Annotated in this window: 19 protein-coding genes; 9 read left to right on the forward strand and 10 right to left on the reverse strand. The window is 52.2% G+C overall.

The genetic code is table 11. The features are described 5' to 3' along the window. Positions 1-11 precede the first annotated feature (11 nt). Complete coding sequence (locus tag KVT28_RS00350) at positions 12-719, forward strand: YnfC family lipoprotein (protein WP_217546275.1); 708 nt, start codon at positions 12-14, stop codon at positions 717-719. Positions 720-750: 31 nt separating this feature from the next. On the opposite strand, the gene KVT28_RS00355 is transcribed toward KVT28_RS00350, so the two are convergent. Further along, complete coding sequence (locus KVT28_RS00355) at positions 751-1,962, reverse strand: diguanylate phosphodiesterase (protein ID WP_217546278.1); 1,212 nt, start codon at positions 1,960-1,962, stop codon at positions 751-753. 120 nt (positions 1,963-2,082) lie between these two features. Next, the gene (locus KVT28_RS00360; protein WP_217546280.1) at positions 2,083-2,730 is read right to left on the reverse strand and encodes a S24 family peptidase; all 648 of its coding nucleotides are present in this window, start codon (positions 2,728-2,730) and stop codon (positions 2,083-2,085) included. Between the two features lie 144 nt (positions 2,731-2,874). Here KVT28_RS00360 and KVT28_RS00365 point away from each other — a divergent pair, with 144 nt between their 5' ends. From KVT28_RS00365 to KVT28_RS00380, 4 genes are all read left to right on the forward strand, one after another. After that, a complete protein-coding gene (locus KVT28_RS00365; RefSeq protein ID WP_110866415.1) occupies positions 2,875-3,264 on the forward strand; it encodes a hypothetical protein in 390 nt (129 codons plus the stop codon). Continuing rightward, positions 3,245-3,574 (forward strand): hypothetical protein, encoded by a 330-nt coding sequence (locus tag KVT28_RS00370; RefSeq protein WP_192233531.1) that lies wholly within the window; start codon positions 3,245-3,247, stop codon positions 3,572-3,574. The genes KVT28_RS00365 and KVT28_RS00370 overlap by 20 nt, the downstream gene beginning before the upstream one ends. A gap of 82 nt (positions 3,575-3,656) precedes the next feature. Then, entirely contained in the window at positions 3,657-4,151 is a 495-nt protein-coding gene (locus tag KVT28_RS00375; RefSeq protein WP_217546282.1) for a hypothetical protein, read from the forward strand. A 157-nt stretch (positions 4,152-4,308) separates the two neighbouring features. Continuing rightward, complete coding sequence (locus KVT28_RS00380; protein WP_217546284.1) at positions 4,309-4,575, forward strand: hypothetical protein; 267 nt, start codon at positions 4,309-4,311, stop codon at positions 4,573-4,575. 20 nt (positions 4,576-4,595) lie between these two features. Here the strand turns inward: KVT28_RS00380 and KVT28_RS00385 are convergent, their stop codons facing one another. Further along, positions 4,596-4,835: a DinI-like family protein gene (locus KVT28_RS00385; RefSeq protein WP_101764035.1), complete on the reverse strand. Its 240-nt coding sequence runs from the start codon at positions 4,833-4,835 to the stop codon at positions 4,596-4,598. A 63-nt stretch (positions 4,836-4,898) separates the two neighbouring features. On the opposite strand from KVT28_RS00385, the gene iraP reads away from it, so the two are divergent. Further along, positions 4,899-5,192, forward strand: a complete 294-nt coding sequence (gene iraP / locus KVT28_RS00390) for an anti-adapter protein IraP (RefSeq protein WP_061717593.1) — start codon at positions 4,899-4,901, stop codon at positions 5,190-5,192. A gap of 197 nt (positions 5,193-5,389) precedes the next feature. On the opposite strand, the gene KVT28_RS00395 is transcribed toward iraP, so the two are convergent. From KVT28_RS00395 to KVT28_RS00405, 3 genes are all read right to left on the reverse strand, one after another. Next, a complete protein-coding gene (locus KVT28_RS00395) occupies positions 5,390-5,713 on the reverse strand; it encodes a DUF6388 family protein (protein WP_101764036.1) in 324 nt (107 codons plus the stop codon). A 154-nt stretch (positions 5,714-5,867) separates the two neighbouring features. Further along, positions 5,868-7,160 (reverse strand): sugar ABC transporter substrate-binding protein, encoded by a 1,293-nt coding sequence (locus tag KVT28_RS00400; protein WP_254633432.1) that lies wholly within the window; start codon positions 7,158-7,160, stop codon positions 5,868-5,870. 8 nt (positions 7,161-7,168) lie between these two features. Further along, a complete protein-coding gene (locus tag KVT28_RS00405) occupies positions 7,169-8,713 on the reverse strand; it encodes a methyl-accepting chemotaxis protein (protein WP_217546286.1) in 1,545 nt (514 codons plus the stop codon). Between the two features lie 195 nt (positions 8,714-8,908). Here KVT28_RS00405 and yedD point away from each other — a divergent pair, with 195 nt between their 5' ends. Next, positions 8,909-9,370 carry a lipoprotein YedD gene (gene yedD / locus KVT28_RS00410; protein WP_217546289.1) on the forward strand — a complete coding sequence of 154 codons (462 nt, stop codon included), beginning with the start codon at positions 8,909-8,911 and terminating at the stop codon, positions 9,368-9,370. A gap of 118 nt (positions 9,371-9,488) precedes the next feature. On the opposite strand, the gene fliT (KVT28_RS00415) is transcribed toward yedD, so the two are convergent. From fliT (KVT28_RS00415) to fliD, 4 genes are all read right to left on the reverse strand, one after another. Next, positions 9,489-9,782 carry a flagellar protein FliT gene (gene fliT, locus KVT28_RS00415; RefSeq protein WP_217546291.1) on the reverse strand — a complete coding sequence of 98 codons (294 nt, stop codon included), beginning with the start codon at positions 9,780-9,782 and terminating at the stop codon, positions 9,489-9,491. Positions 9,783-9,919: 137 nt separating this feature from the next. Then, positions 9,920-10,285, reverse strand: coding sequence for a flagellar protein FliT (gene fliT, locus KVT28_RS00420; RefSeq protein ID WP_101764040.1), 366 nt, complete (start codon positions 10,283-10,285; stop codon positions 9,920-9,922). After that, on the reverse strand, positions 10,282-10,692 hold the full coding sequence (fliS, locus tag KVT28_RS00425; RefSeq protein WP_101764041.1) for a flagellar export chaperone FliS: 411 nt from the start codon (positions 10,690-10,692) through the stop codon (positions 10,282-10,284). The genes fliT (KVT28_RS00420) and fliS overlap by 4 nt, the downstream gene beginning before the upstream one ends. 9 nt (positions 10,693-10,701) lie before the next feature. Further along, positions 10,702-12,141: a flagellar filament capping protein FliD gene (gene fliD / locus KVT28_RS00430; protein ID WP_101764042.1), complete on the reverse strand. Its 1,440-nt coding sequence runs from the start codon at positions 12,139-12,141 to the stop codon at positions 10,702-10,704. A gap of 402 nt (positions 12,142-12,543) precedes the next feature. On the opposite strand from fliD, the gene KVT28_RS00435 reads away from it, so the two are divergent. Next, positions 12,544-13,371, forward strand: coding sequence for a flagellin (locus tag KVT28_RS00435; RefSeq protein WP_101764043.1), 828 nt, complete (start codon positions 12,544-12,546; stop codon positions 13,369-13,371). Between the two features lie 73 nt (positions 13,372-13,444). Beyond that, complete coding sequence (gene fliB / locus KVT28_RS00440; protein WP_101764044.1) at positions 13,445-14,650, forward strand: flagellin lysine-N-methylase; 1,206 nt, start codon at positions 13,445-13,447, stop codon at positions 14,648-14,650. Positions 14,651-14,906 lie beyond the last annotated feature (256 nt).

Consider the following 14,906-nt stretch of genomic DNA (forward strand, 5'->3'; position numbering starts at 1 on the left):
AGGATTCTCACGTGAAGAAAACCCCGCTGTTTTTAATCGCTATTGTCCTGCTCACGGGATGTGACAAGGATGACGCGACTTACTACTCGCAAATGAAAAACTTTGCCTATTTGTATCAATTCGAAGCGCTGCCCGGCAAAGTCAAAACGACCCATCAAACGCTGTTTACCGCCGACGGCCAGCAGATCTTCGAAGTGAATGTCGATTTTGACCGCAACGGCTGTCCGACGCACGTGAAATCGGTGCGCAAACAGGGCGAAGTGATTGATGTCACGCGCGATGGCGACCAATTAAAAGGCAGTGAAAACGGTCAGGACGTGGTGGTGACGCTGGATAAGAACTGCGCCATGGTGAAGAAAGTCACGCCGACCATGACCGTGGATATTGCCTATAACAAACAGGGTTTGGTAGAGCAGATCTCATCGCCCGCCTCCGATGCCGCGTTTCATCTCGCTTATAACAGCGCCGGTGAAATGGCGGTATTGAGTATTACCCAGGCCGGAACGGAAGTGTCGCGTGCTACCGCGGTGCGAGCAGAAGATAAGAAAAAGATCTCTGACGTGGTCACCACGGTGAAGCGTAATGACCAAATTAAAACCGTCAGCAATGTCTGCAAATACAAACATGACGTTCCCTATTATTGCGACATTATTAGCGTTGACGCGGCAGGCAACGTGATTGATAAGCAGTATGGCAATATTGAGGTAACGTATTACTGATTGGTGGGGTCGCCATGCATGGCGACCAACACTATTTAATCTCAGGCCACGCCACAGCCGGGAATCCATTCAGCAGCGGATAAGCAAACAGGAAACCCTGGAACTGGCTAATGCCTGCGGCTTCCAGCCACATCCACTCTTCAGCTTGCTCGACACCTTCGGCAATCACCGCAATCTCCAGCGATGCGCAGCACTTAATGATGGCGTGCATGATCGCCTGCTTCGGGCCGCTTTTGTGCACATCGCGGATCAGCTCACGATCGATTTTGATTTTGTCCGGCTGGAATTTCGATAACAGCGACAAGCCAGCAAAACCGGCACCAAAATCGTCCAGCGCGAGGCTGATACCCGCCGCTTTCAACTTTCTCACTTCGGCAGCAAACTCATCCGAGCGCGAAATGATCTCATTTTCGGTCACTTCGACAATCACCTGCTGCGGCACCAGCCCGCTGGCGTTGATCTCAGTAAGCAGGAATTCCACCGCGTTTGGCACCGTCACCAATGACATCGGCAGCAGGTTGATCGACAGACGATGCTCGCCAATGCCCAGTTTGTTCGCCACGCGAAAGGCCAGACGTTTCGATTTGATATCCGCGTGATAAATCGCTTCGCCGCCAAACGCGGAGAAATACTCATCGGGTGAGCCACCGTTTGGCGTGCGGATCAGCGCTTCAAACGAAGTGACGCGGCGCGCGAAGGGATCGATGATGGGTTGAAAAGCAAAGCGGCAATCCTGCAGGCTCTGATCGATACCCTCCAGATCGTTCTGCCATTCAATATCCGGAACAAATTCCCAGGTATTAGCTGGCGGGATCTCGAAGTAGTTCTCTTTGTCGCGCGCCACCACGAAGGTACGCAAAAACTGCAGCGCGCGATCTTTGTAGGTAAGCTGATAACGCGAGGTGCCTTTATCCAGCACGGCTTGCAGCACTGTGTCTTTGTCATGCTCGCGCAGATCGAACAGCTCCATGCCGACTTTGCCAAAACGGCGTTCAGGCGCGAAGTCGTGCATTAACTCCACCAGATTATGGTGGCGTGCGTCCTGACAAATACGCTTGTATATGCCCTGAACGGACTCGCGCGGTCCTTCCAGCAGCTGGAAGAAGTGCAGGCCGTCGAACAGCAGGATGCCAGTAACGTCGAAGTTTTTGTTTTTGCTATTGGCTTTAGCAACCATATCTTCGAGCGTTTTGATTGGCACGTGATCGTGCAGATGGCTGCGGTAAATAATTGTGGTGAGCATCGAGATTGTCCGGATAATTTATTATTTTGCGGCTAGATTAGCAGCCTTACCGCGGGGTCTGTCCATAGCTTCCCGCGATCAGGCTAAACTTTTTTTATTATAACAGCTTAAGCGAAGCGGCTAGCCGCTTCGGTAACGTCGCAACTCCATCAGCGTGCCGATAATTTCTAGCGCCGATTCCGCCGAATGCAGCTGCGGAAAGTCATCATTTAACGCGCGCAATGTGAAGATCTGCTCATCCTGCTGTTGCGTTTGCAGGCGATAAATGCGCACTCGTGCCACGCCATCCACCAGCGCCAGCACCACATCGCCCGGCTGCGGCTGAACGTCAGGATCAAAAATCACTTTGTCACCGGGCCGGTAATCGGGCTGCATCGCCTGATCGTCTATCGTGACCGCCAGCGCGCCATCGCTCAACTGACTCTCGCTGTAGAGAAAGTGGGCAGCCTGCTGTTTGAGCAACAACCGTTCCTCGCTCAACCACGCTGACGCTTGCGCCAGGCTAATCAATGGTACCGCCGCAACCGGTGCGGCTTTGGCGTGGGTGGCAAACACTTCGCCATCCCCGTCGATAATCCATGCCGCCGTGCATTGCAGCCACTGCGCGAGCCGCAGCAAATTTTCGCCACGCGGTACGGTTTCCTCTTTTTCCCACTGCGATACAGCCACATGCGACACCCCAATGCTTTGGGCCAGCGCCTGCTGCGTCAACTGTAGTGCTTTACGTCGTGCCCGGATGCGCTCACCGGAAGATTCTTTTTTCATCATCTTGACATCTCCTGAAGGAACGACTTAAGTATACTTAAATTCATAAGTTAAAGTAAACTTAAATTCAGGCGTTGACCGCGAAGCTGGCAAGGGTGGTCAGCGTGCTTATGGGGCACATCCCTTGCCAGGGGTGAGAGGTGAAGCATGGAAAGTAGTTTAGTCACCAGCGTAGGTGCGTTGCTTCTCGGCGGCGGCGCAGCAGCTGTGTTCTGGAAACCGTTAATGGCGGGTATCGCCGCTATCGTCACCAGCAATCGTGCCGGTGGGGAGATCATCACCAGTTACAAAGAACAGGTAATGCTGCTCAAAGAGGGTCACGCCTTGATGCGCCAGGAAAACGATGAATTGCGCATCCGACATGACAAAAACCTGCGGCGTATCTCTTCGCTGGAAACCGATCTGCGGCTGATAAAAAACGCCCTGAGCATTTTGCTGGCCACCACGGAAGCCGAGCACAGCGAGAAGTTTCGCAGCCAGGTTAACCAACTGATTACCACTCTGGAGGAGAGTCGTGATGATGCAGATAAACAGTGAGTACGTAGTGAAAAACCATCGGCGCCAACTGTTCTTCGGCGGCTTTTTGCTGATGTTGTCTTTGATGTGCGTGGCGATGACGGTGCTATTCCTGTTCGTCAGTAACAGCGCCAATCAGCGTGTTGAAGAGATTCGACAGCAATATCGAACCATATCGGAACGACGTGAAGCACGTGTGGCGGAGCTTACCAGCCAGCTGGTGGCGCTGCAGAACAAGCTCGATGGCACCGTGAAGCACCCGGTCAGCAATCCGGCTGACAAAGGGAAACCGGCAGAAGGAGATAAGTCGCCACCTCAACCCAAGCGTTAAGGAGGGCATCATGCGAATTACCCCGTGGATTGCAGCCAGTCTTGCCCGACTGCGATCTTTATTCAGTATGAAGGAGAGCATTATGAGCGATCAAACTGTCATCAATCCCGCCAGCACCATCCCATCGTCACCAGCGGAAGATTTCGCCAACGAAGTCGCCACGCCCGTTGCTGCACCGACGACCGCCGTAGCACCTGAAGCGACGCCCGCCGTCGTCGCAGAAGCAGCACCTGAAGTTGCGCCCGCAGCGGCAGCGGCACAGGCTGAAGTTCCACCGGCACCGGCACCCGAGGCGATAACAGCTGCACCCGCGCAGGTGGCGGCGACTGCCGCTCCTGAGGCGGTAACGCCTGCGCCAGCCGAGGTTGCGCCGCCCAGCGAACCGGACATCGCTGCTCCCGCTGCAGCCGATGCGCCACCAGCCGCCGCAACGGCGCAGAGCCACGACGGGACTCAGGCGTTCTCAGAAGGCGTGAAGGATTTTGTCAGAGCGTTTAGCTTTGTCGAGCAGGGCGTAATCAAGCTGGGCGATGCCGCGAAGGATGAGCTGATTGATCTGGCGAGGAAGTATCTGTAATGCCTGACGACTCAGCATCGGGGGACCGGGATGTCCCCTGTTTACTAACAGGTTTTAGTCACTTCCGATTATTCCTAAGGCAGCTTCGATATTTTGCACTACATTTAATCATTCAAGCGTTATTTAAATCGTCTTATTAAGCGAAAAGGAAGATAGCATGAGTGATACAGAAACTGTAAAAACCAAAACTGAATACTTGCGTGATGTCACCTCCCAGCTTAAAGAGATGCGCCACTACGCGCAGACCAACACTGAGACGCTATCTGGCCACTGGCTGGCGTTTGATGCGGGTGAGTATAAAGACACCGAATACGCGGGACGCTTCGACACCTTGCTGAACAAACAGGGTAAGCTGCTGGATGACATTGATGCGGCGATTCAGGATCTCGAAATCGCCATCAACCATGCTGAGCAGGAAAGCTAAGCGCCTAGCGTACTGGTGGCCTAATCGGCCACCAGCCACATTTCCGCCTCATCAAACATCTCTTCAACAATCCGCGCAACTGTCGCTTTATCGTTCTTACTCATATCAGTATCTATTGCGTTACGCTCCATCGGTTTGACGCGCACCTCAATATCGGGAAAGACGCGCTGTACACGCTTTTCCAACTCCTGCAAAATCATCTCGCGTGCACCCGGTAATCCGGCCACGTTACGCTTATCGTAAATCAACTCCACAAACATCAGGGTCGTTCCATTCATTGGATCGGGTGCGATATAGTACTGTAAATAAAAACAGGGGTAAATATGCGCCAACTGGTTATCGATATCTTATTGAAAATGGCAAAAATGGATGTGGAAGCAAAAGAGCTGGTGGCGCAGGTAGAGGCGCAGTCGTTATTGATTGCCGCGCTGCTGATTCAGGCGAAAGAGAATAACTCGTTGACTATTTCCGATACGGTGCAGGAGGCAATTGTTACCGCTTCGCGCGCATCGCAGGAATTTTTACAGTCCGATGTTGATCTGCTGCTGACCCACGTCAATCGTCTGCTGGCGGTGGCAAGTTATATCGAAGTAAAAGGGATTGAGCGGGAAGGGTAAGAAAAAATATTACCTCTGGAAGTGGAAATCCAGCAACACTTCCAGAGGCGGTGCAACAGCACCATTCGTTCAAGGACAATCTACGACTGACGTCGTGATGAGTAAGTTATACAAGTTTTCTCAACTTGTACAACTTTTTCCTGAACATTTTGTGTGGTTGGCGATGTATCTTTGATGCCGTTACAGTGCGTGGCCGACTACAACTCGTTTTTGATGCAGAACTCTTCCCACGTCATGCCTAAGGCTTCCGCGTGAGATTTCAGATACTTTTCAATGGCATCCGCGGCAACGGCTTTATCGGGCTCCGCCAGCTGAATGGAAAACAGCATGCCATCCAGCTTCTTCTGACGCAAAAACGCGGCATAAATACGTTCCGCATGCCAGTCGCGTAACTGCGCTAATGACAGGTTCGCCTGGCGGGCATCGCTTTCGGTGAGTTCATCCAGTGCAGACTGGAAATCAGGGTGAGCAGCGAAAAACATCGTGCGCGCCTGAGCGTAATACTCTTCTGGGGTTTTCATTCGGTGTTCCTGCGTATCAACTTGCGCGCTAGTGTAACGCGCGCATGTAGCCTTGTCAGTTTCCGATCTTACACAACATGGGCATTGTAGCGGCGCAATTGATTGCGCGATAAAGCGCGCCGCTAAGGTATGTTCAACTTGTGATCACCGCCTATCAATGCATCTGCTGATAAATCCGCGTCACATCTTGTTGGTTCTTTGCCAGCGTTTCATCCAGCGTCAGTTTACCGCTCAGCATATCCGCCAGATTCTGCCCGACGGCGTTACCCATCTGATCAAACCCGGGAATACTCACGTACTGCACGCCCTGATAAGGCACCGGATTGAGCGTCGGCTGCTCGACGGTAGCCGAATCAATCGCCGCACGCACCTGCGCGGCATACGGCGCCAGGCGCTGATAGCTCGCCTGCTGATACGTCGAATTGCGGCTGCCCGGCGGTACCGCGCCCCAGCCGACGGTATCGGCCACTTGCTGGATATACTGTTTTGACGTCGCCCAGCTAATAAAGGCAATCGCCGCCTCGCGATTCGGCGTATTTGCCGGAACCGCCAGCGCCCACGACCACAACCAATTGGAGCCGTTACGCGTTATGCCGCCCGGCGCAGGCGCAAAGGCCAGCTTATCGGCGACTAATGAGATCTGCGGATTTACCAGCAAACCGGCTGCCACCGTACTGTCGATCCACATGGCGCATTTGCCTTGCGCAGTCAGGCGCAGAATCTGGCCGAAACTGTTTTTCACTGTATCCGCGGGTCCATCCTGCTTCACTACCTGCAAATAATCCCCCAGCGCCTCGCGCCACTCCGGCGAGTTGAGCGTCGGCTGCCAGTTTTCATCGAACCACTGCGCGCCATAGGCATTCGCCATGGTGGTCATGAACGCCACGTTATCGCCCCAGCCTGGCTGGCCACGCAGGCACAGACCGTAAATGCCTTTTTGCGGGTCAGTGAGTTTGGCGGCGAAGTTTTTGATATCGGTCCAGTCGGGATTATCGGGCATGGTTAACCCTTTTTGCGCAAACAGATCTTTGCGGTAGTAGGTCATGCTACTTTCACCGTAGAACGGCAGGGCGTAGAGCGTCTGCTGGAACGACAGCGCTTTGCGCACTGGCGCGATGAGATCATCGCTGTCGTAATCGGCGGGCAGCTTATTGAGCGGCGCCAGCCAGCCTTTTTCACCCCACAGCGGCGCTTCATAGGTGCCAACGGTGATGACATCGAACTGCGCCTGGCCGCTGTTCATCGCCGACAGCACCGCCTGACGCAGCGCGCCATCGTCCATCACATGCCATTGCAGTTTGACGTCAGGATGCTCCTGTTCGTAGCGCGTGGCGAGCTGCTGCATGATGGTCATATCGCCGTTAGCGATGGTGGCAATATTCAGCGTGGTCGCGGCGTGGCTCAACAGCGGCAACGCCGCCAACATAGCGAGAAGTTTACGCATCATCCCGCTCCTTAGCGCTGCTGCAGGCGGAAGAAGGCCATCTTCTCCACCAGCAATCCGGCATGTTCGCTAACGGTCTGGCTGGCGGCGCTGGCTTCCTGCACCAGCGAGGCGTTCTGCTGCGTCGCGCCATCCATCTGAATCACTGCGGTGTTGACCTGCTCAATGCCGCTGGATTGCTGGCGGCTGGCCACGGCAATTTCACCGACAATATCCACCACGCGCGCCACGCCCTGATTGATGTCATTGAGCATTGCGCCGGAACGCTGCACCAGCGCACTGCCGGCTTCCACTTTACCCACGCTGGCATCGATTAACGCTTTGATCTCGTGGGCGGCCCCGGCGGACCGCTGCGCCAGCTGACGCACTTCGGACGCCACCACGGCAAAGCCGCGTCCCTGTTCACCGGCGCGTGCTGCTTCAACCGCTGCGTTGAGCGCCAGCAGGTTGGTCTGGAAGGCGATCTCATCGATCACCCGGTTGATATCCGCGATGCGTTTGCTGGAAGATTCGATCTCCTCCATCGCGCTGACCGCATCACGCAGCACGCTGCTGCCACGTTCGGCCTGATGACGCACGTCGGTGGCCAGTTCGTTGGCCTGTGCAGCGTTATCGGCATTATGTTTTACCGTGGCGGTCATTTGCTCCATGCTGGCGGCGGTTTGTTCCAGCGAGCTGGCCTGCGAATGGGTGCGCTCAGAGAGATCGTCATTGCCATCGGCCATCTGACGCGCCGCATCACTCAGCGCAGTGGCGCTTTCGCCCACGTCGCGCACGATCTCCGCCAGACGCACATCCATGCGCAGCAGCGACTGCATCAGTTCGCCCATCTCATCGCGTGAAACGCTGCCGATATCGTGGTTCAGTTCACCAGCCGCAATCGATTCGGCCAGCTCGCGCGCCTGAGCAATCGAGCGGTTGATCGAGCGTATCAGCAGCCAGCCGAACACCAGCGCCACGCTCAGCCCGACCAGCAATATGATAATCAGGCTGTTACGCGCCAGCTGGTAATCGCTGTTGCTCTGCTGATAGGTGAGTTCCGCATGCTGGCGCATTAACGCATCAAGCTGATCGATGTCCTGTTGCAGCAGCTGGCTGCCGCTGCGCAGGCGGGTTTCAATCACCACCAGCGCGCCGGACGGGTTGCCGCCCTTTAGCAGTTCACCGGCATCTTTCAGCGCGGTTTGCCAGCCATCGAGATGGCTGATGAATTGCTGGCTAAGCGGTTTGGTTTGCGCATCAAACGACAGCTGCTGCCAGGTTTGGCGGTCTTTGGCTATCTGCTCGCCATAGTGCGCGATGCGCGCCAGACGTTTCTCCACTTCGCTGCTGTCGGTCCAGTAGCGCAGGGCATCGAACAGGGTCGCGGATTGTTCCTGCACCATGCGGTACAGGCGGGATGAATATTGCAGCGGTAACAGCTCATTCTGGTAGGCGTTTTGCGCCCGTTGGTCGGCGGCGCGCAGGCCGATGATTCCCCAGATGGCGGCAACAATCAGTAAAATGCACAGCAGGCCAACAATCGATGTCAGACGCGCGCGAAGGGTCAATCGCATAACGGGATTCTCCGTAACGAAGGTGAGTGTGTAATCGGTCATTATTGTTTTTACAGGCACTTTTAACTCCAGAAGAGTTATCGGCGCAGAAGTGAGCAGCTTGAGGAAAATCATGTGGCGCGCAGCAGATACCTTGCGCAACCCGCGGGAAAAATTATAACGTAGCCGCCATTGATGCGAGTGTAGGGACCGAGAATGAAAAAGTGGATGATAGTGGCCGCGCTGGCGCTGAGTGGCTGTGCGCAGATCAGCAATTATGACCAGGCGGTGAAAACCCCGGCACCACTGGAGCTGCAAGGCAACTGGCAAACTGTAGGGCCGCAAAGCAAGCTGATCAGCAAGCAAGCGATGGGCAGCCTGATTATTGGTGCCGAAGGCGACACGCTGGATTGCCGTCAGTGGCAGCGCGTGATTGCCAAACCGGGCAAATTAACGCGTCTGGGCGATGACTGGGTTAACGTGACGCGTCAGGTGCGCGTGATGCCGCTGGTGCTGGAGAACGGTGAGCTGCGTTACGATGGATTGAGACTGCGTAAAGTGGATCGCCCAACCGTTGAGTGCCAGCAGGCGCTGGAAGAAGTGGCGAAGCGTCCGAATGAGGCGGTGATTCAGAATATCGAGCCAGAGATTATGCGTCCGGTTGTAATGCAAAAGTAAGCGCTTATCAACTTTGCTAGCGCGCAAATAAAAAAGGGTAAGAAGTGCACTCTTACCTTTTTTATTGATTAAAACCAAATTTCCCAGGAAAACATTCCATAATTAAAATCACACATACTTATTGTGTTGCAGCAGACGGCTGCGAACGTATTTCATCCATGCGAGAGCTAAGTAAACACTTAAGTTCGTTTTCATTGGCTAAAAGTTTATTCAACAGCGAGTGAATCTTTTTTTGGGTTATGGAAGCATAACCGTCGTTCAATTGTTCCATTAAGATGACTTCAACACTTTGCAGATAGATCATTTCGCTTTCAATTAAATCTTCCCAATGACCATTTTTAGCTTGCAGGATCATGGTGTTACTTTGTGATAACAGTTGCTCATACCATCCTAACAATTGATTAGATTTCATCGATAGGGTTCCTGCTGATAAAGATTTCCAATGGTATAACGTAGCTTAGCAGTCAAAATCCCTTTTATTGGCGATATTAAGAGGCATGATCGACCTCTTATTTTCACGTAAAGTCCATTAAAACGCTTTTCGAGACGTTATGACACATCTCGCGGCAACAACACTTTACCCGATAACTGGCTGTAGGCGTTCATTACCGTTTTTTGCTGAATATTGTTGCTGTTCAGCTGTTGCAACTGGCCCTGACGCTGAATAACTAATTGCTTCAACGCTTCTTCATTATCCAGCAACTGCTTCAAAAGAGGACGTAATTGGCTCAATGCATTCGGGCTTGGCGGGTTCTCCAGCGAAATGCGTTGAATTTCATTGACTGCGACAAAATAGCTGGGGTGCAACGTCAACAATTCATCCCAATTTTCGCTGCGCGCTAAACGCAGCAAAGATTGGCTCAACTCCAGCAGGCGTTGATAGTGCATTTGCAGCATAGGTGAAGTATTCATCATCCGGTTTCTCTTTCTGCTGTGGCGATTTCCAATGACTGTTTCCAGGCATCGGCAATGTTGCGCAGCAAAGTTTCAACTTCTTCTATTGCTTCAACATCATTGTGACGATTAGCGTGCACGATTCTGCGTTGCATATAGGCGTAAAGCGCGATCAAATTATCACTCAACTCATCGCTGCCTTCTTTCGGTAGACTCAGTCGAAGACCGTTTTCAATGATATTACCGGCTTTAGCTAGCGCGTTACCTTTACCTTCGATGTTGCCGTCCTGCATAAACAGACGGGCTCGAATTAATGCGCTGAGCGCCCCTTCAAACAGCATGGTCATCAGCTGTTCTTGGCTGGCGCTCATCACAGAGCTTTCCAGCCCGACGCGGGCATAGGCGTTAGCACCAGACTGGTTGTACATAACCTTTCCTTAGCTGCTGGATGAAGAAGACGTTGAGCTGAATTGTTGTGTCAGATAGCTCGACGTACTGTTCATTTGGGTGATCAAAGTGTTGAGCGCTGTGAACTGAGATTTGTAGCGCGCCATCGTTGCATCAATCGTTGTTTGCATTTTTTCGTAGCGATCGCCCAACTCATCCAATTGATTGTTAAAACCATCAATGGCGTTTTTCATCAGGCCTTCTTTACCGACCGATGTGCTGAGCATATCGGTCAATTTGGTATTGATCTGCGTGCCCAATCCGGTGGTTTTGCCGTCGCCAACGAAGAACTGCGTCACCGCCTGCGGGTTGTCAGTTAAGGCTGCGGTCAGTTTGGTGCTGTCTACTTTCAGGTTGCCGAGTGAACCATCAGTGCCTTTACTAGGATCGATGGTGACGCCCATTTGCGCCAAAATCACGAAGCTGCCGCCGCTTTGTACCTGAGTGATCATGTTGCTGAGCTGTGATTGCACTGAACGCACCGTGCTGTCACCCACTAACGCACCGTTGGACGTATCCTGATCGTCACCGGTGGCTACGCTGGTGTATTTGGTCACGCTGGCAATCACCGAGTTCACTTTGTTGTAGGCCGTGACGAAGTCAGTAATCGCAGTTTGTACTGCCGTAGTGGATTTGCCCACGACCAAGCTTTCATCAGACGTGGTCGCCGCTTTTAGCGTCAGGGTTACGCCATCAGGCGCGCCAGTGATGACGTTGCTGGCACTTTCCACATCAATGCCGTTCACTTTCAACATCGCGTTCTGCGATGCAGTTTGCACGGACATCGCGCCTGTGCCGCTGCCGCTGTCGAAACCGATAACGCCTTGCAACGTAGAGTCGTTATTCACGCTCAACGTGATGTCATTCGCGGTGCCGGTCTCTTTTGAGGTAATCAACAGACGGAAGTTGCCATCGCTTCCTTTAATGGTGGTGGCAGACACATTGGCACCGCTGGCGTTTATCGCTTTAACGACGCCGCTCAATGACAGTTGACCATCGTCAAGCTTAATGGTGACGGGATCGCCGCTCCCTTGGGTCAGCGTGATGGTACGACCTGTCGCACTGCTGTCACCAACATTAGTGGCATCGGCGATCGGCTGAGAAATCAGGCTCTGCGCCGTGGCGATCTGGGAAACGGACACGCTATAGGTGCCGGCTACCGCGCTGCTGCTGGTAGTGGCGCTGAATGCGGTGTTGGTACTGGTGACGGCGGTGGCGTTGAAAGTATCTGCGCTTTTCAATTTGGCAGCGGCCGTTTGCAGCGAAGCCAGCGCACTCTGCAGTTGGCCCAACGCGGTGACTTTACTCTGCGCTTTCGTTTGCTGGGTGGTGATTGCGGTCAGTTTGGTATTTTCAGCGGTTTCCAGCTGTGTGTACAGGGTGCCGAGTTCAAGACCCCCACCCACGTTCAGGTTACTAATTCCAGCCATGACACATCCCTCGGGCAGTTTAATGTTCTGCTGTTATCGGCAAGTCAGCCAGGAAGTTTACGCCGCTTTTTATTTTCTAATCGCCAAAGGTACGACCTGATAACGGTTTGTTTCTGCCGTTAAGCCGTGAGGGATAAACGCGTATGATCATATAAGAAAGAGAAGTCATAAAAGATTCACAGTGCGCCTGAGGTAAAATGCGTATCGCGTAATCGCCTTAATTAAGCAGGTGAGCAGAGTATAGAGGAAATGGCGTGGTGATTATCCATTTGATTTAGAATGAAAAGATGATTTTTTTACTTTTTTTCTAAAGCTACCAAAAACCGTGCCGATACCCTTTTTGACTGCGAGATGTGCCACGGCGCTTCTCACGAAACCTAAACTTTATTAAGGACTGAAATCATGGGCGTTATTAATTCAAATATTCTGTCACTGACCACTCAGAACAACCTGAACAAATCAGCGTCCTCTTTGGGCACTGCTATTGAGCGTCTGTCTTCTGGTCTGCGTATCAACAGCGCTAAAGACGATGCTGCTGGTCAGGCGATTGCCAACCGTATGACTTCAAACATCCGTGGTATGAACCAGGCTGCACGTAACGCTAACGACGGTATTTCAATGGCGCAGACTGCTGAAGGCGCATTGAACGAAATCAACAACAACTTACAGCGTATTCGTGAGCTGGCTGTTCAAGCGAACAACGGCACCAATAACACCTCTGACCTGTCTTCTCTGCAGGATGAAGTGAAAGCACGTTTGGAAGAGATCGACCGCGTTGCAACCCAGACCTCTTTCAACGGCACCAAATTGCTGGATGGTTCCGCTGGAACTGCTGGCGTCGTTAAGATTCAGGTTGGCGCAAATGACGCAGAAACCATCGACTTGGATTTGAACGCTGCAAAGGCGGGCACAACTGATTTAGGTGTTGATGCAGTCGACCTGACAACGGCAAGCACTACTGTACTGAAAACCATTGATGATGCTATTGCACTAGTTGACAAAGCACGTAGCGGCCTGGGTGCGGTTCAGAACCGTTTCGAATCAGCTATCACTAACCTGAACAACACCTCTACCAACCTGTCTGCTGCTCAGTCTCGTATCCAAGATGCTGACTACGCGACTGAAGTTTCAAACATGTCTCGTGCACAGATCCTGCAGCAGGCTGGTACTAACGTACTGGCTAAAGCGAACCAGGTTCCACAGTCTGCACTGACTCTGCTGCAGGGCTAATTAGCCGCAGCACTGTGACAAAAAGGCGACGCTATGTCGCCTTTTTCTTTTTGTTTTTCTCAGGAGCCGAGCAATGAAAGAGATTGCGATCACTGAACCTGTATTTGTCACCACCTTTCAGTGTGTCGGCAGCGACTGTCGTGAACACTGTTGCGGCGGCTGGGATATTTATCTGGATAAATCTTCGGTTAGCAAATACTTAAACAGTCAGAAAATTGAAATTAAACAGATCGCTACTGAGCATATTAATGTCCATAAAAAAGGGCATGCGAATTGGGGCGTAATGAAACTCAACGATGAAGGCAACTGTGCTTTTATTGATGAGCAGAAGCTGTGCAAAGTACACAAAGAGTTAGGTGCCAAAGCACTAAGTCCAACTTGCGCAACCTATCCCCGCGCGCAGAACACCAGCAAACGCGAAGTGAGCAAAACCCTGACGCTCTCCTGCCCGGAAGCGGCGCGTTTGGTATTAACCGATCTTGACAGCATGGCATTACAACAACGCACTGAATTACAAAAGCAGTTCAATTCTGAGCAGGAAATAAAAGATGAGAAGAAACTGCTCAATCTGATGTGCGCCACATTGATGAGACAGAGTGACATTCGTATTGAGCAGGGACTTTATAGTGTGGCAATGCTGTTTTTAATGCTGGATAAATTACCGGCAGGCGCCCCAGATAACTTTGCCCGTTTGGAACATGTTTTTGTTTCGCTGTTGCAGGGCTTAGAAAGCCATGCCACCGAAAATAATATGCAGTCATTGCAACCCAATGTGGAATTGCAGTGGGCGCTCATGCTGCATTTACAAAGTTTCATTCGTCAGCGCAGCGCAGCACGCGGACGCAATACCTTGGGTCGCTATATTGATCCGCTGCACCATTTCCAGGCTGATATCACCAGTAAAGAGATGAAAGCCGTCAAACTCGCCGAGCTTGACCAGCTTTGGCAGCAGCGCGTCGAGCCTTGGCTGGCGCAACGTCCGTGGGTCATCAATAACTATCTGCAATACCGTATTTATAATGATGCATTTCCCGGTTACGCATCACGCACGCCGCTGGCCTGCCTCTATTTATTAACTGCCGAGTGGCGACTGCTACGTGCGATGATCGCCCTCAGCGTGCTGGACCGGAGTGAACCGGATGAGCAGGATATTATCAATATCATCTATAGCTTCCACGCGGTCACGAAACACAATAAAGCCATCATGGATATATTTTTCCAGCGCATTGATGAATTCAAAATGAATGATGATTTGTCACTATTGTGTTTGCTGAATTAACGGCGAGCAACGAATCGATTATTTCAGCGAAAGTCCAAACCGCGCGATAAATCGTGCCGCTACTACACTATGTAGTTTATGAATACGGAACATTTCATATGCACATTCGGTAGCGGCGCAATTTATTGCGCAAGGTCAAAATGTGCGTGAAAGCCATTTAATCCATCCGCTATTTTCTCCCTTCTTAAACCAAATCAATCAAGCTCAGCAAACCGCGATTATCCTTCGACCTTACTTCCTCAAAAAAGTAACCAAC

The sequence above is a fragment of the Pantoea sp. GbtcB22 genome, from assembly GCF_019091025.1.
In the GTDB taxonomy this organism is placed as follows: Bacteria; Pseudomonadota; Gammaproteobacteria; order Enterobacterales; family Enterobacteriaceae; genus Pantoea; species Pantoea leporis.

What these genes read in the sequence shown, in the direction of transcription:
- KVT28_RS00395 (WP_101764036.1), bottom strand. Translation starts at nt 5,713, where the DNA reads ATGAAAACCCCAGAAGAGTATTACGCTCAGGCGCGCACGATGTTTTTC.
- KVT28_RS00385 (WP_101764035.1), bottom strand. Translation starts at nt 4,835, where the DNA reads ATGTTTGTGGAGTTGATTTACGATAAGCGTAACGTGGCCGGATTACCG.
- KVT28_RS00360 (WP_217546280.1), bottom strand. Translation starts at nt 2,730, where the DNA reads ATGATGAAAAAAGAATCTTCCGGTGAGCGCATCCGGGCACGACGTAAA.
- yedD (WP_217546289.1), top strand. Translation starts at nt 8,909, where the DNA reads ATGAAAAAGTGGATGATAGTGGCCGCGCTGGCGCTGAGTGGCTGTGCG.
- KVT28_RS00435 (WP_101764043.1), top strand. Translation starts at nt 12,544, where the DNA reads ATGGGCGTTATTAATTCAAATATTCTGTCACTGACCACTCAGAACAAC.
- KVT28_RS00375 (WP_217546282.1), top strand. Translation starts at nt 3,657, where the DNA reads ATGAGCGATCAAACTGTCATCAATCCCGCCAGCACCATCCCATCGTCA.
- KVT28_RS00405 (WP_217546286.1), bottom strand. Translation starts at nt 8,713, where the DNA reads ATGCGATTGACCCTTCGCGCGCGTCTGACATCGATTGTTGGCCTGCTG.
- KVT28_RS00355 (WP_217546278.1), bottom strand. Translation starts at nt 1,962, where the DNA reads ATGCTCACCACAATTATTTACCGCAGCCATCTGCACGATCACGTGCCA.
- fliD (WP_101764042.1), bottom strand. Translation starts at nt 12,141, where the DNA reads ATGGCTGGAATTAGTAACCTGAACGTGGGTGGGGGTCTTGAACTCGGC.
- KVT28_RS00400 (WP_254633432.1), bottom strand. Translation starts at nt 7,160, where the DNA reads ATGATGCGTAAACTTCTCGCTATGTTGGCGGCGTTGCCGCTGTTGAGC.
- KVT28_RS00365 (WP_110866415.1), top strand. Translation starts at nt 2,875, where the DNA reads ATGGAAAGTAGTTTAGTCACCAGCGTAGGTGCGTTGCTTCTCGGCGGC.
- iraP (WP_061717593.1), top strand. Translation starts at nt 4,899, where the DNA reads ATGCGCCAACTGGTTATCGATATCTTATTGAAAATGGCAAAAATGGAT.
- KVT28_RS00370 (WP_192233531.1), top strand. Translation starts at nt 3,245, where the DNA reads ATGATGCAGATAAACAGTGAGTACGTAGTGAAAAACCATCGGCGCCAA.
- fliS (WP_101764041.1), bottom strand. Translation starts at nt 10,692, where the DNA reads ATGTACAACCAGTCTGGTGCTAACGCCTATGCCCGCGTCGGGCTGGAA.
- fliT (WP_101764040.1), bottom strand. Translation starts at nt 10,285, where the DNA reads ATGATGAATACTTCACCTATGCTGCAAATGCACTATCAACGCCTGCTG.
- fliB (WP_101764044.1), top strand. Translation starts at nt 13,445, where the DNA reads ATGAAAGAGATTGCGATCACTGAACCTGTATTTGTCACCACCTTTCAG.
- fliT (WP_217546291.1), bottom strand. Translation starts at nt 9,782, where the DNA reads ATGAAATCTAATCAATTGTTAGGATGGTATGAGCAACTGTTATCACAA.
- KVT28_RS00380 (WP_217546284.1), top strand. Translation starts at nt 4,309, where the DNA reads ATGAGTGATACAGAAACTGTAAAAACCAAAACTGAATACTTGCGTGAT.